Source organism: Polyangium jinanense (genome assembly GCF_028435365.1).
Genome location: NZ_JAGTJJ010000068.1, coordinates 21,772 through 35,916, shown reverse-complemented (window position 1 = coordinate 35,916; position 14,145 = coordinate 21,772). Strand labels below are relative to the sequence as shown.

Below are 14,145 nucleotides of genomic sequence, written 5' to 3'. Positions count from 1 at the left end.
CGAAGGACTTTGTAGGACGTACCAGGTCCGTGACCCGCCGCCGAATGCTGCCATTCAAAATTTGCGATATCGTTATCCGCGTGGCACCTCGTCGGTCGATTCGAACGGCAGCGGCAGGGGCTGCCGCTGCCTCACCCGCGCGGGAAGGACATCACGCGCGCCGCACGCGCCTCCGCCATGCGAGAAGGAGCCCGAGCGCCAGCGTGGGAAGCACAGGCGAGCTCCCCGCCTGCGACGCCGTCCGGCACCCGCAGCCGCTGTCGTCGGCGGGCGCTTCGCCGCCCGCGCCGCCCGCGCCGCCTGCGCCGCCCGCGCCACCTGCGCCGCCTGCGCCGCCTGCGCCGCCTGCGCCGTCGATGCAAGCGCCGCCTTCGCAGACGCCCGCCGAGCAGGGTGTTCCATCGGCTGCCAATCCATCCGCAGGGCAATCCAGGGTTTGCCCGTCGCAAGTCTCGGCCACGTCGCACGCGCCTGCCGAGGCGCGGCACGTCGTGCCGGCGGAGATCGGCGCGCACGTGCCGTCCACCAGCGCGCCCGCCGCCACGCTGCACGCCTGGCAGTCTCCCGTGGTGCCTCCGCCGCAAGCCGTATCGCAGCAGACGCCGTCCACGCAGAACCCGCTCGCGCATTCTGCGTCGGCCATGCAGGAATTCCCCTGGCTTGCCGAAAGGACGAAGACGTAGGCCGCGCCGGCGTACGAGGCCTTCTCGCCGTTCAGATCCGCCCCCACGAGCGCCGTGTCCCCGGAGAGCGCGACCGAAACGCCAAACTCGTCGTCCGCCGCCCCGTCGTTTGCCAGGAGCTTCGCCTGCTGGGCCCAGACGCCATTGCTCCGCACGAAGACGTAGGCCGAGCCGGCGTTACTGCCCTTGTCGTCGTCCCTGTACGCCCCCACGAGCGCCGTGTCCCCGGAGAGCGCGACCGAAACGCCGAGGAGGTCTCCCACCTGCCCGTCGTTCGCAACGAGCTTCGCCTGCTGGGTCCAGGCTCCGCCGCTCCGCACGAAGACGTAGGCCGAGCCGGATTCCGTGCCCTTGTCGTCGTCCCGAAACGCACCCACGAGCGCCGTGTCCCCCGAGAGCGCGACCGACCCGCCGAAATAGTCGTCTCCCGCTGCGTCGTTCGCGAACAGCTTGGCCTCTTGGTTCCAGGCTCCGCCGCTCCGCACGAAGACGTAGGCCGAGCCGGATTGCAAGCCCTTATCGTCGTCCCAGTACGCCCCTACGAGCGCCGTGTCGCCCGAAAGCGCGACCGAATCGCCGAAAGCGTCGTTCGCCGCCCCGTCATCTGCCAGGAGCTTGGCCTGCTGGGTCCAGGCGCCATTGCTCCGCACGAAGACGTAGGCCGAGCCCTTGCCGTCGTCCCCGTAAGCCCCCACGAGCGCCATTTCCTCCGAAAGCGCGACCGACCAGGCGAAATTGTCGCCCACCGCCCCGTCGTTTGCGACGAGCTTCGCCTGCTGGGTCCAGACGCCATTGCTCCGCACGAAGACGTAGGCTGAGCCGGAGATCATGCCGTTGTCGTCGTCGTCAGGCGCCCCCACGAGCGCCGTGTCTCCCGAGAGCGCGGCCGAATAGCCCAAATAGTCGCTCGCCGCCCCATCGTTTGCGAGCAGCTTCGCCTGCTGCACCGCAAGGAGCGGATCGATCTCCACCGGATAGGCCGCCCCCGCGTCGTCCACGTGGATCACGACCCGCCCCGGCGCGAGCGACAGCCACGCCGGCAGCTCTTTGCCCGCCGCGTCCTTCACATACAGGTCGGTATACTCGAGCGCCGCGCGGCCCTCCCCGTCCCGAAGCGAAAGCGCCTCCCCGCGCCCGTCTCCGTCCTCGTCCACGAGCTCCGCCCGCAGATCCCCGCCAAGCTCGATGGCCATGACCTTCGTCCCGGCGCACGACGGAGCCGCCGCGAGGACGAACCCCTGTTCGAGCCCGAGCGGGCCGTTCACGTACCATTCTTCCAGGGCCTCGCGCCCATAACGAATTCGGTTGCCCTCGGCCACGGGCTCCGCCGCGCCGAGTTCCGTCACCTGGCCCTCGCAGCCAAGCCCGGCTGCGCGCATGCCGAACGTCCACGCGCCGTCCGCTGGCGAAAGCGAAACGCCCGCGCCATCGAGCGTCGCCGCGAACCGCTGTGCGTGGTTCTCTGCGCGTAAAAGCCCCGGCGAGAGCGCCACGGCGGCATATCGCTCCGAGGCTTGCTGCTGCACGGACGCGATGTAGGCCGCGCGCAAGTCTTTCGGCATCGACGCCGAACCTCCCCGCACCGCCTGCGCAGGGGCGCTCGCGGGAGCAGACACGCCCTCGCCGGGGGTGGTGTCGGCGCTGCAAGCTGCAAGCATTGCGATCATGACCGGACCGAGCATACGTCCCTGCCTCGGCCGGAAGCTCTGTCGTTCAACGTTCATTGTCGTAGCCCTTTCTCAAGTGCTTTGGGCCGCACACGGCGAGCAGCAGCAACTGCTCGCCGTGTGCGGGAAGGACATCACACGCGCCGCACGCGCCGCCGCCATGCGAGAAGGAGCCCGAGCACCAGCGTCGGAAGCACAGGCGAGCTCCCCGTCTGCGACGCCGTCCGGCACCCGCAACCGCTGTCATCGGCAGGTTCTCCGCCGCCCGCTCCGGCCATGCCACCTGCGCCGCCCGCTCCGGCCATGCCACCTGCGCCACCGGCGCCTCCCATGCCCCCTGCGCCGCCTGCGCCCCCTGCGCCGCCTGCGCCCCCTGCGCCGCCTGTGCCGTCGATGCAAGCGCCGCCTTCGCAGACCCCCGCCGCGCAGGGTGTTCCATCCGCTGCGAATCCATCCGCAGGGCAATCCAAGGTTTGCCCGTCGCAGGTCTCGGCCACGTCGCACACGCCTGCCGAAGCACGGCAAGCCGTGCCCGCCGAGAGCGGCGCGCACGTCCCGTCCACCGCCGCGCCCGCCGCCGCGCTGCACGCCTGGCAGTCTCCCATGGCGCCGCCGCCGCATGCCGTGTCGCAGCAGACCCCGTCCACGCAGAACCCGCTCGCGCACTCTGCGCCAGTCAAGCAGGCACTCCCCAGGCTCGCGACCGGGACGAAGACGTAGGCCGCCCCATTGTTGTTGTTGCTGTACGGCGCACCCACGAGCGCCGTGTCCCCCGAAAGCGCGACCGAATGGCCGAACCAGTGGCCCGCCGCTCCGTCGTTCGCCACGAGCTTCGCCTGCTCGGTCCAGACTCCTCCGCTCTGCACGAACACGTAGGCCGAGCCGAGGCCCGAGAAAGTGGCGGCGCTCGCCCCCAGGAGCGCCGTGTCCCCCGAGAGCGCGACAGAGGTGCCGAATAGGTCAAACGGCTTTCCGTCACTCGCCTGGAGCTTGGCCTGCTCGGTCCAGACGCCAGCGCTCCGCCCGAACACATAGGCCGTGCCAGATTTGCCGTTGTGGTAAGGCGCCCCCACGAGCGCCGTGTCCCCCGAGAGCGACACCGAATAACCGAACTGATCCCCCGCCGCCCCGTCGTTCGCCAAGAGCTTCGCCTGCTCGGTCCAAGCTCCAGAGCTCCGCACGAAGACATAGGCCGAGCCGGCATACATGCCATTGTCGTCGTCCACCATCGCCCCCACGAGCGCCATGTCCCCCGAGAGCGCAACCGCCCAGCCGAACCCGGTCTCCACCGCGCCGTCATTCGCCGAGAGCTTCGCCTGCTGCGTCCACGTCGCGCCGCTCCGTACGAAGACGTAGGCCGAGCTGTCGCCGGGCGTCCCCACGAGCGCCGTGTCCCCCGACAGCGACACCGAGCTGCCGAACCCATCGCTCATCGTGCCGTCGTTCGCTGAAAGCTTCGCCTGCTGGGTCCACGTCGCGCCGCTCCGCACGAAGACGTAGACCGAGCCGGAGTTGAAGCCGTTGTCGTCGTCGAGGTGCGCCCCAACGAGCGCCGTGTCCCCCGAGACCGCGACCGAATAGCTGAAAAAATCATACGCCACCCCGTCGGCTGCCACGAGCTTCGCCTGCTGCACCGCGATCAGCGGATCGATCTCCACCGGATACGCCGCCCCCGCGTCATCCACGTGAATCACGACCTGCCCCCGATCGAGCGATAACCAAGCAGGCAGCACTTTGCCCGTCGCGTCCTTCACATACAGATCGGTATACCCGAGCGCCGCGCGCCCCTCCGCATCCCGGAGCGAAAGCGCCTCTCCGCGACCGTCTCCATCCTCGTCCACGAGCTCCGCCTGCAAATCCCCACCGAGCTCGATAGCCACGACCTTCGTCCCGGTGCACGCGGGAGCCGCCCGAAGCACGAACCCCTGCTCGAGCCCGAGCGGTCCGTTCACGTACCATTCTTCCAGGCCGTCGCGCTCATAACGAACCCGATTGCCCTCCGCCGTGGGCTCCACCGCGCCAAGCTCCGTCACCTGGCTCTCGCACCCGAGCCCCGACGCACGCATTCCGAGCGTCCACGCCCCGTCATCCGGTGAAAGCGAAATGCCCGCGCCGTCGAGCGTCGCCGCGAACCTCTGTGCGTGGTTCTCTGCGCGTAAAAGCCCTGGCGAGAGCGCCACCGCGGCCTACCGCTCCGAGGCTTCCTGCTGCACGGACGCGATGTAGGCCGCGCGCAGGTCTTTGGGCATCGACGCCGAATTTCCCCGCGCCGCCTGCGCAGGGACGCTCGCAGGCGTGGACACGCCCTCGCTAGGCGTCGTGTCGGCGCTGCAAGCGGCAAGCATTGCGATCATGACCGGACCGAGAATGCGTCCGTGCATCGGCCAGAAGCGCTGTCGTTCATCGTTCATTGTCATAAACCTTTCTTGAGTGCTTTGGGCCGCACGGGTGAGGCAGCAGCAGCGGTAACGGCCTCACCCGTGCCGGAAGGACATCAGGCGCGCCGCACGCGCCGCCGCCATGCGAGAAGGAACCCGAGCGCCAGCGTGGGAAGCACTGGCGAGCTCCCCGTCTGCGACGCCGTCCGGCACCCGCAGCCGCTGTCGTCGGCGGGCTCTCCGCCGCCCGCGCCGCCCGCGCCGGCCATACCACCACCTGCGCCGCCTGCGCCGCCCGCGCCTGCCATACCGCCTGCGCCGCCCGCGCCGGCCATGCCGCCCGCGCCACCTGCGCCACCGGCGCCGCCTACGCCGCCTGCGCCACCCGCGCCGGCCATGCACACGCCGCCTTCGCAGACGCCCGCCGCGCAGGGTGTTCCATCCGCTGCGAATCCATCCGCAGGGCAATCCAGGGTTTGCCCGTCGCAGCTCTCCGCCACGTCGCACACACCCGCCGAGGCGCGGCATTCGGTGCCCGCTGCGGCCTTCGCGTCCGCCGGGCATTCGTTCCCGGCACCGTCGCAGCTCTCGGCGACATCACACGCGCCCGCCGAGGCGCGGCAAGCCGTGCCTGCCGAGAGGACCGCGCACGTCCCGTCTACCGCCGCGCCTGCCGCCACGCTGCACGCCTGGCAATCTCCCATCGCGCCGCCGCCGCAGGCCGTGTCGCAGCAGACCCCGTCCACGCAGAAGCCGCTCGCGCATTCTGCTCCGGTCGCGCAGGCACTCCCCAGGCTCGCCACCGGGACGAAGATGTAGGCCGATCCCTTGTTGTCGTCACTCGACGCCCCCACGAGCGCCGTGTCCCCCGAGAGCGACACCGACGCGCCGAAATGGTCGTTCGCCGCCCCATCGTTCGCGAGCAGCTTGGCCTGCTGATTCCAGACGCCACCGCTCTGCACGAACACGTAGACCGAGCCGGAATCCGTGCCCTTGTCGTCGTCCCAGACCGCCCCGACGAGCGCCGTGTCCCCCGCGAGCGCCACCGAAACGCCGAAATTGTCGTCCTTCGCCCCGTCGTTCGCGAGCAGCTTGGCCTGCTGGGTCCAGGCGCCAGCGCTCCGCGCGAACACGTAGGCCGCGCCGGAATCCGTGCCGTTGTCGTTGTTCCAGACCGCCCCCACGAGGGCCGTGTCCCCTGCGAGCGCCACCGACCAGCCAAAACGATTGAACGATGACCCGTCGTTCGCGATCAGCTTGGCCTGCTGGGTCCAGGCGCCGCCGCTCTGCACGAACACATAGGCCGAACCCCCAGAAGCCCCCCACGCCCCCACGAGCGCTGTGTCCCCCGAGAGCGACACCGAGCAGCCGAAATTATCGAACGATGACCCGTCGTTCGCCAGGAGCTTGGCCTGCTGCGTCCAGACTCCAGCGTTCCGTACGAAGACGTAGGCTGAGCCGGATTGCGTGCCCTTGTCGCCGTCGTAATCCGCCCCCACGAGCGCCGTGTCCCCCGAGAGCGACACCGAATGCCCGAAAAGGTCACCCGCTGCCCCATCCATCGCGAGCAGCTTGGCCTGCTGGGTCCAAACCCCAGAGCTGCGCACGAACACGTAGGCCGAGCCGGAATTTTCGCCCTTGTCGTCGTCGCTATCCGCCCCCACGAGGGCCGTGTCCCCCGAGAGCGACACCGAATGGCCGAAATAGTCGCCCGCCGCCCCGTCGCTCGGGACGAGCTTTGCCTGCTGGGTCCAAACCCCCGAGCTCCGTACGAACACGTACGCCGCGCCGGAATTCATGCCCTTGTCGTCGTCGGAAAACGCCCCCACGAGCGCCGTATCCCCCGAGAGCGACACCGAATAGCCAAATGAATCGCCCGTCGCCCCGTCGTTTGCGAGCAGCTTCGCCTGCTGCACCGCGATGAGCGGATCGATCTCCACCGGATACACGGCCCCCGCGTCATCCACGTGGATCACGACCCGCCCCTGATCGAGCGACAACCACGCAGGTAGCGCTTTCCCTGACGCGTCCTTCACATACAGGTCGGTATACCCGAGCGCCGCGCGCCCCTCTGCATCCCGCAGCGAAAGCGCCTCCCCAAGGCCGTCGCCATCCTCGTCCACGAGCTCCGCCTGCAAATCCCCACCAAGCTCGATGGCCACGACCTTCGTTCCGGCGCACGCGGGAGCCGCCCGAAGCACGAATCCCTGCTCGAGCCCGAGCGGTCCGTTCACGTACCATTCTTCCAACCCGTCGTGCTCATAACGAACCCGATTGCCCTCCGCCGCGGGCTCCGCCGCGCCGAGCTCCGTCACCTGGCTCTCGCACCCGAGCCCTGCTGCGCGCATTCCGAATGTCCACGCGCTGTCGTCCGGCGAAAGCGAAATGCCCGCGTCGTCGAGCGTCGTCACCCATCGTTGCGCCTCGTTTTCTGCTCGCAAGAGCCCCGGTGAGAGCGCCACGGCAGCATACCTCTCCGAGGCTTCCTGCTGCACAGATGCGATGTACGCCGCGCGCAGGTCTTTCGGCATCGGCGCCGAATCTCCCCGCGCCGCCTGCGCAGGGGCGCTCGCAGGCGCGGACACGCCCTCGCTAGGCGTCGTGTCGGCGCTGCAAGCGGCAAGCATTGCGATCATGACCGGACCGAGAATGCGTCCATGCATCGGCCCAAAGCTGTGTCGTCCAACGTTCATGTTAGCAAACCTTCACTTTATTATGCGCCATCTGCCAGGCACGGCAGGCGCTGGTCCGTAGACGAAGCGCAGCGTGATTGCATCATGGCAATCCGTCCAGGCGCTTCACTTTCGTTAACTGGATTGGGGACCACGTTCGGCAAGCAGCAGCAGCGGCAAGCAGCGGAAGCACGAGCGGGAGCGGATGACGGACGCCCACGAGGCGCCGGAGCGACATGCTCGATCATGAAATCGATCAGGGCACGTAGTCGGTCCGGGAGATGCCGCAGCTCGGCGGCGCTCAGGCTTCGACGATTCAAGCCGGATTGTCTACGGACTGCACGCAATGACGCTCGTGAACAAGGCGCCGTTGCTGTCGCCGTGAGCCAGGAAAGTACCGGCCTCACCAATCGCCAGCCCGACCGCGCTGTCCGCGGTGTCCCCGATTCCTTGGGCGGAAGAGGCAACCTTGAGCTTGCGATTCACGGCGAGCGTGGGCGAAAGCTCGAAGTACTGGACGGCTCCCGCCTCGGGGTCGTCGCTCGCGAGCGCGAGCGAAAAGCCCGCCTCCGTGCCGACGAGCTCGGGACCTCGTTCGTTGTTGATATCGATGGTGAGCTTGCCCAGCTCCGCGCCGTCGTCGAGCCCCGCCACGCGCAGCTCGACGTTCGTGGTCACCGGGCTGAACGACTTGAGGTCCGTCCAGCCAAACGCCAGGTGGCCTTGAGAGACCGCGACGGTGTTGGTCAATTTCCCTTCACCGCTCTGTGCGACCACGCTCGGTCCGAGGTTCCCGGTGGAGTCGAGCTTCGACCAGGCGAGGCTCGTTCCTGCGATGGCGAGGTAGACGTCCGTGCCCACCGTGGCGAGATGAACATGGATATCCTTCGAGTCGACCGTGACCTGGGTCGGTCCAAACACCATTTGGCTGTCGTCGTAGCCGGCAATCCAGAGTGCGTCGCTCTCCGCGCCGACGGAGAAGGCGTCGATGACCCAGGCGAGATACGTGATGCCGTTGGCCACGGCGACGGCGGGACGCCTTCTATTAGAGCTATCCGGGATCGACTCGGTGCGCGTCGTCGCGCCGTTTTCGTCGATCCAGTGAAGCGTGGTGTCGCCATATATCGATGTCGTGGCGAGCACGACCCCGCCGCCCGGAGCCGCCGCGACATCCAGCTCTCGGGCGAAACCGTCGATGTGCACCGAAGCACCGGAGGGAGCCGCCTTTGGACCGAGCTTGGTCCAGTGCGTCCCGTTCTTCCCTCCTCCGCTCGAGGTGGCCACGTAAACGAGCGCGCCGGAGCCATCGGCACCAAGGACCATCTCGGGCAAACGAAGGAAGCCTGACGCGCCCGGGACCGCCGTCGTCGAGACAGAGCACGCAACGCCGCCGCTGCCTCCAGTGCCGCCGCCGCCTCCGGCGCCACCGCTGCCTCCCCCGCTTCCGCCATCCCCAGCACTCCCACCGGCGCTGATGCTGCTGCTACCGGAGCCGCCTTCGCCGCCGGAGCCTTCACTCGGGTTCGGCTGCGAGGAGCAGGCCGTCGCCAAGATAAGGAAATAGGGAATCCATGCGTAACCAACCGTTCGCATCAAGCCGCTCCATCTCTCTCTATGTGCCGAAATTCTTGGAAATGCTCCAGACGAGGGACGGCCGCCTTGCGAGGCGCGTGCCAGTACCACAGGCGGGTCGGCAATCCAGGAGCGTTCCTCATGTCGAGCCGGGACCCAAGGTGCCAGCCACTTTGGGGAGGGGTAGCGTGAACGGGAGCGGACACGGACGCGTGAACGGGAGCGGACACGGACGCGGAAGCGGGAGCGGGCTCTGCTCGTGTACCGTTGTTGAGGAGCCTTGTGGGCCTTGCCGGTGTGGCGGCTGCCAGGGATACGTGGCGGGTTATTTACCCTGAGCGCCCGCGGAAGGAGCAAACCGGCTCATTCGCTCCAGTACGTCTCCGTCAGCACGCTGAAGCCGGAAACGGTATCGACGAAGAACGCGACGTTGTTCCCGCTCCAGGGATCATTCGAGTAGCTGAAATAGCAGCCCTTGAAGGAGCGCCCTGCGATCCGCTCGTCGAGGTTCGCGAGCCCTTGCGAGACGACGCTCGCAGGGAGCTGATTCGATCGATTCGCATAATCGACAGTGCTCTCGACCTCCGCGCGCACCTCTGCAGCGTCGGCTAGGTTGGCTCGAATGCTCGCGCCATTGGGGAGGGAGTCAGGATCGATCCCGAAACACTCCAACCCATGGAGAGAATAGTAATGCGACCCCGTCGTGAGGTCGTACCTGTCGAAGTGGCGGGCCATGTTCGCGCCGAAATCAGGCTGCGGCAGCGCGTTCACCGCCGCGATCAGGTCCTCGAGGGGATCGCTCAACGTTGCGGCGTTCCGGATATTCCGCAGGCTCACCGAGCTGATCCCCGACGTGGCGGCAATGCTCTCGACCGTGGCGAAGGGTCGCTGGTTGAGAAGGTTTGTCGCGCCGTTCCACGCGTAGGGTAGGATATCGTGCAACTCCGTGGAGCTGACGGTATTCACCAGCGAAACCATCCTGGCCGCGTCGTCAGCGGAGACAGCCAGCTCGTCGATGATTCCGACGCAGCTCGAGCCGATATACCCCTCGCTCCGCGCCCCGCCTTCAATCTGCTCGAGGCGAGCCGCCCCGACGAGCGGAACGGAGGAGACGTCCGCCAGCGTCGCGAAGGGCGAAACCGCGCGATACTCCACGAGGTTCGATGCAACGTCGCTCGGCAAATAAGCGTCCAGCGTCTGGAACGATGCCGCGTTGACGAAATCAATGATCCCCTGACATTCCGGCGCCACATCGACGTCGGTCTCGGTGAGCGACGCTCGCTGGGTCCCGAGCAGCTCCGATGGCTCCTGGGAATCGGCACCGCCACAACCAACAGTGACCAAGCTCATGGCAAGAAAGGGCAGAGCTAGACAGCGCATTGGAGACACCTCGTGGTAAGCAGGTTGAGGCGCCGAAGATAGCAGCAAATACGCCGTCAGCAAATCACTATAATTTTCTTCGTATACGTTCAGGTAACAGAGCGAGCAGCGCTGCGCGCGTGTTGCGCGTGGCCACCGGACGACCGCTGGACCGCGCCGGCCCATTGCAAAGGCCTGCGGGACAGTCAGGGACGGCGAGGCCACGATGGCGCTCTACAAGCTGCGCTGACATGGTCGTCATGACGTGGTGCGGCGCGGGGGGAGTCTGCAAGTGCCTGGAGCCGTGAGGCAAGCGGGGTTCCCGCGGAGAAGAATCGTTTCGCGCCCTGCCTCGTCCAACCGGATCATGCGCCGCCCACTGCGTGCCCTGCCCTTTTTGGCTCTCTCCCTCCTCGCCCTTGCTCCCCTGGGCACCGCCGGCGCCGACCCCACGCCCGAGGCCCCCTACGCCCTCGACACCATCCCGCGCGAGGTGCCGAAAGCGGGGCCCCTCCAGTGTCCCAAGGTGGAGCTCGTCGATTACGCAGGCGACAACCTGCGCTTCTCGTCCACGACCAAAGTCTATATCGGCCTGCGCGACCGGCTGAAAGCGTTCGAGAAGATCGCCGCCGACGTGGCTACCGAGATCTACGGTCGCCCCCCGAGCCGCGTCGTGCACCTCGGCACGTACAGCTGCCGCCGCATTGCCGCGTACCCCGAGTTCCTCAGCGAGCACGCGCTGGGTAACGCCATCGACATTGCGGGCTTCGATTTCGGCCCGCTGCCGAAAGGGCAAAGCCTGCCGGAGGGCATCCCGGCCGGCTTCAAGAACGGCTTCGAGGTTCGCGTGCTCTCGCACTGGAAGGCGCAGACAGGCCACGCGGCGATCCACGCGCGGTTCCTGAAGACGCTGGCGCGGCGGCTCATCGCACGGAAAGACGTCTTCCGGGTGTTGCTCGGGCCGGGCTACGCGGGGCATGACAACCATTTCCATTTCGACATGGCGCCGTTCCGGATGGTGGAGATCTATGACGGCGGGCAGCCGCTGGTGCCGCCGCCTGCGTCGAACAGCGCCTCGACGGTGAACGAAAGCACGGAGAACCCGTGAGCGGAGCGCGCGCTTTTTCAAAGCCGCATCCGGAGCTCCTCCCCCGGCGGCGTGCGCAGCCGGGATTTCGAGGCCGAGTTCGACGCGCTGGGTGGACGGAAAAGGACGCGATCATCGAGCGAGCCTTCGGAAGGGACGTGTGAAGGCGGGCCGACAAACTCGCCGCGCTACCTTCACGGGTGTGGATGCTGTACCCTAGGGAGTACGAGCGATGAGCACCACACTTGAAATCGCTGCTGTCGACGTGGACGCCGTTCTGGCCGATCCAGGACGGGAGCCCGCGTCGGGCCCCGCGCGGATTCGGATCGAGGGCGGACGGATCGCGGCATTCGACGCGTTCGGCGGCGGGCCTTGTGGCACGATAGCGATCGCAGCGCCCTCGAACGCGCACGATCACGGCCGGGGCCTCCGGCCGTTTGCCTTCGGCGCGCTGGACGATGCGCTCGAGACGTGGCTCCCGACGCTTGGGCGCGAGCCCAGGGTCTCGGCCTATCTTCGCGCCGCCGTCGCCTTCGCCCGGATGGCCGAGGGCGGCATCGCTGCGACCAACCACACCCACAATCCGCAGGACGAGAGCGCGCTCCTCGAGGAAGCCGAAGCGGTCGCTCGAGCCGCGCACGATGTCGGCATTCACGTCGCCTTCGCCGTACCTTTCAAGGACCGGAACCCGCTCGTCTATGGCGATCAAGCCCGATTCCTGGACCTGGCCGACGCGTCCCTCCGCAGCCGGCTCGAAGCCCGTCTCCGCACCGGGCGATCGATCGGCGACTACCTGCACCTCGTCGACGAGATCGCCGCTCTGGCGCACGAGAGTTTTTCCGTCCAGTACTGCCCGGTGGGCCCGCAGTGGGTCTCGGACGCCTCACTCGCCGCCATTGCCGAGGCCTCGGCGCTCTCGGGCCGCCGCGTACACATGCATCTGCTCGAGACCCGCTTTCAGCGAGAATGGGCAGATGCCGCCTACCCGGGCGGTATCGTCCGCCGGCTGGACGAGCTCGGCCTCCTATCACCGCGGCTCTCCGTCGCGCACGGCATCTACTTGACGGAGGACGAATGCGCGCTGCTTGCCGAGCGCGGTGTCATCGTCTCCGTCAACACGTCGTCGAATCTTCGCCTGCGGTCGGGGATCGCTCCGGTCGACCGCTTCATCCGCCGGGGCCTCGCCTTTGGCATCGGCCTCGACGCGAACGCGATGGAGGACGACGACGACATCCTCCGTGAAATGCGCCTCGTGTGGCTGCATCACCGCGGCATCGGCCTTACCGACGTGCTCTCGGCCGAGCGGCTATTCCGGGCGGCTGCGGTGGATGGCCGGCGCGCGGTCCGTGGCGATGACGGTGGCGGCAAGCTGACCGTTGGCGCGCCAGCCGATCTGCTGGTGCTCGACCATGCGGCCATGTCCACGGACGTGCTCTCTGCCACGCAGGACCCGGTCGCGACGCTCCTGACCCGGGCGACCCGCAAGCACATCAAGCAGCTCATCGTCGGCGGCCGGGTGCTCGTCGAGGATGGCCGGTGCGTCACGGTCGATCGGGCGAGGCTCGAGGCCGAACTCGTCGCGGAGGCGCGGGCGTCCTGGGCCGCATCGCCACCGGACGAGCGAGCGGCGGCGCAGCTCGATCGCGCCATCCGCCACTTCTACGGCTGCGCCGGTCACACGGACGCGGTGTGAATCGCGTGCGGAGCTCGCGGAGGGGCCCCTACAGGCGCAGTGAGGCGGTGTCGAGGCGAGAGTCCACGCCAGCGAGGGCAGCCCAACGGGCTTCTTGACCTTGACCTTGGGTCAGAGTTCATGCTCATCGGATGAACACCACGAACTCGACGAACTCAGCAAACCCGCCATCGTCGATGCGGTCCGCAAGACCGCCGCCATTTACCAGCACCGGGTCGGCTAGCCGATGAGCAAAGGCGTCACGATCAGCCAGGCGGCGGCGTTCGCCGGGGTCACGGTGAAGACCGTGCGGCATTACCACAAGCACGGACTCGTCGACGAACCACGGCGTGACAGTTCCGGCTACCGACGCTACGGATCGGCCGAGCTGCTCCGGCTGGTCCAGGTCCGGACGCTGGCCGCCGCCGGCGTGCCGCTGGCCGAGATCGGGCCGATGCTGGACGCCGACGCCGAGCCGTTCGCCGCCGCCCTCGCCGACGTCCAGCGGCGCCTCACCGAACGGATCGAGGACCTGATCGCCCGACGCGACATGCTGCACCGGCTCGCCGACGGCGACGGCGTCCTGCTGCCCGACCGAGCACGTGCGTTCCTCGACCGGCTGCCCGACTTCGGGCTGAGCGCCGAGAACATTGCGGACATCCGAGACGGCCTGGTGCTGGCCAGGGCGCTGGTCCCGGAAGGCTTCGACAATTACCTCACCGAGGTCGAGCGCGCACTCGGCGACACCAAGTTCGTCGAGTTGTCCAAGCGCTCTTGGGAGGCCGCGGCCTGGGCGCCGGACGACCCGCGCATCGAGGAGCTCGCGAACGCCACAGTCGCTCACTTCCTCGAAAACCCCGGGCTGCTGGCGATCCTGACCAGCCTCCAAGGCCGCGGCGAGGACGCCGACGCCCGGTACGGGATGATCAGCCGCTACGGGAAGGACCGGGCACTGGCCTGGGCGAGGCTGACGAAGCTCGTCGAGAAGAAACTCCGCTCCGCGGGCGTGCCCATTCCGAATCAATGACGAAGCGGAAGCGGGGGAGCGGTCGCTC

General features: G+C 67.9%; 9 protein-coding genes. 3 read left to right on the top strand and 6 right to left on the bottom strand.

Annotated elements, in window-relative coordinates; genetic code table 11:
* Positions 1–151: 151 nt before the first annotated feature.
* The 6 genes from KEG57_RS47750 to KEG57_RS47725 form a co-directional block, all read right to left on the bottom strand.
* Positions 152–2,245 carry an MYXO-CTERM sorting domain-containing protein gene (locus tag KEG57_RS47750; protein ID WP_272427763.1) on the bottom strand — a complete coding sequence of 698 codons (2,094 nt, stop codon included), beginning with the start codon at positions 2,243–2,245 and terminating at the stop codon, positions 152–154.
* Between the two features lie 239 nt (positions 2,246–2,484).
* Complete coding sequence (locus tag KEG57_RS47745) at positions 2,485–4,530, bottom strand: MYXO-CTERM sorting domain-containing protein (protein ID WP_272427762.1); 2,046 nt, start codon at positions 4,528–4,530, stop codon at positions 2,485–2,487.
* Between the two features lie 6 nt (positions 4,531–4,536).
* On the bottom strand, positions 4,537–4,761 hold the full coding sequence (locus tag KEG57_RS47740; RefSeq protein ID WP_272427761.1) for a hypothetical protein: 225 nt from the start codon (positions 4,759–4,761) through the stop codon (positions 4,537–4,539).
* An 83-nt stretch (positions 4,762–4,844) separates the two neighbouring features.
* Positions 4,845–7,364 carry an MYXO-CTERM sorting domain-containing protein gene (locus tag KEG57_RS47735; protein ID WP_272459764.1) on the bottom strand — a complete coding sequence of 840 codons (2,520 nt, stop codon included), beginning with the start codon at positions 7,362–7,364 and terminating at the stop codon, positions 4,845–4,847.
* Between the two features lie 366 nt (positions 7,365–7,730).
* The gene (locus KEG57_RS47730; protein ID WP_272459763.1) at positions 7,731–8,732 is read right to left on the bottom strand and encodes a hypothetical protein; all 1,002 of its coding nucleotides are present in this window, start codon (positions 8,730–8,732) and stop codon (positions 7,731–7,733) included.
* Positions 8,733–9,335: 603 nt separating this feature from the next.
* The gene (locus KEG57_RS47725; RefSeq protein WP_276605284.1) at positions 9,336–10,415 is read right to left on the bottom strand and encodes a helix-hairpin-helix domain-containing protein; all 1,080 of its coding nucleotides are present in this window, start codon (positions 10,413–10,415) and stop codon (positions 9,336–9,338) included.
* A gap of 283 nt (positions 10,416–10,698) precedes the next feature.
* Between KEG57_RS47725 and KEG57_RS47720 the strand changes: the two genes are divergently transcribed.
* The 3 genes from KEG57_RS47720 to KEG57_RS47710 all read left to right on the top strand — a co-directional run bounded on the left by KEG57_RS47720 (position 10,699) and on the right by KEG57_RS47710 (position 14,117).
* A complete protein-coding gene (locus tag KEG57_RS47720; RefSeq protein WP_272459762.1) occupies positions 10,699–11,439 on the top strand; it encodes an extensin family protein in 741 nt (246 codons plus the stop codon).
* Positions 11,440–11,650: 211 nt separating this feature from the next.
* Complete coding sequence (locus tag KEG57_RS47715; protein ID WP_272427757.1) at positions 11,651–13,111, top strand: amidohydrolase family protein; 1,461 nt, start codon at positions 11,651–11,653, stop codon at positions 13,109–13,111.
* Between the two features lie 226 nt (positions 13,112–13,337).
* Entirely contained in the window at positions 13,338–14,117 is a 780-nt protein-coding gene (locus KEG57_RS47710; RefSeq protein WP_272427756.1) for a MerR family transcriptional regulator, read from the top strand.
* Positions 14,118–14,145 lie beyond the last annotated feature (28 nt).

Bases quoted from the DNA above. Each gene is read 5' to 3' on its own strand.
- KEG57_RS47735 (WP_272459764.1), bottom strand. From the start codon at position 7,364: ATGATCGCAATGCTTGCCGCTTGCAGCGCCGACACGACGCCTAGCGAG.
- KEG57_RS47715 (WP_272427757.1), top strand. From the start codon at position 11,651: ATGAGCACCACACTTGAAATCGCTGCTGTCGACGTGGACGCCGTTCTG.
- KEG57_RS47720 (WP_272459762.1), top strand. From the start codon at position 10,699: ATGCGCCGCCCACTGCGTGCCCTGCCCTTTTTGGCTCTCTCCCTCCTC.
- KEG57_RS47710 (WP_272427756.1), top strand. From the start codon at position 13,338: ATGAGCAAAGGCGTCACGATCAGCCAGGCGGCGGCGTTCGCCGGGGTC.
- KEG57_RS47750 (WP_272427763.1), bottom strand. From the start codon at position 2,245: ATGCCGAAAGACTTGCGCGCGGCCTACATCGCGTCCGTGCAGCAGCAA.
- KEG57_RS47740 (WP_272427761.1), bottom strand. From the start codon at position 4,761: ATGAACGATGAACGACAGCGCTTCTGGCCGATGCACGGACGCATTCTC.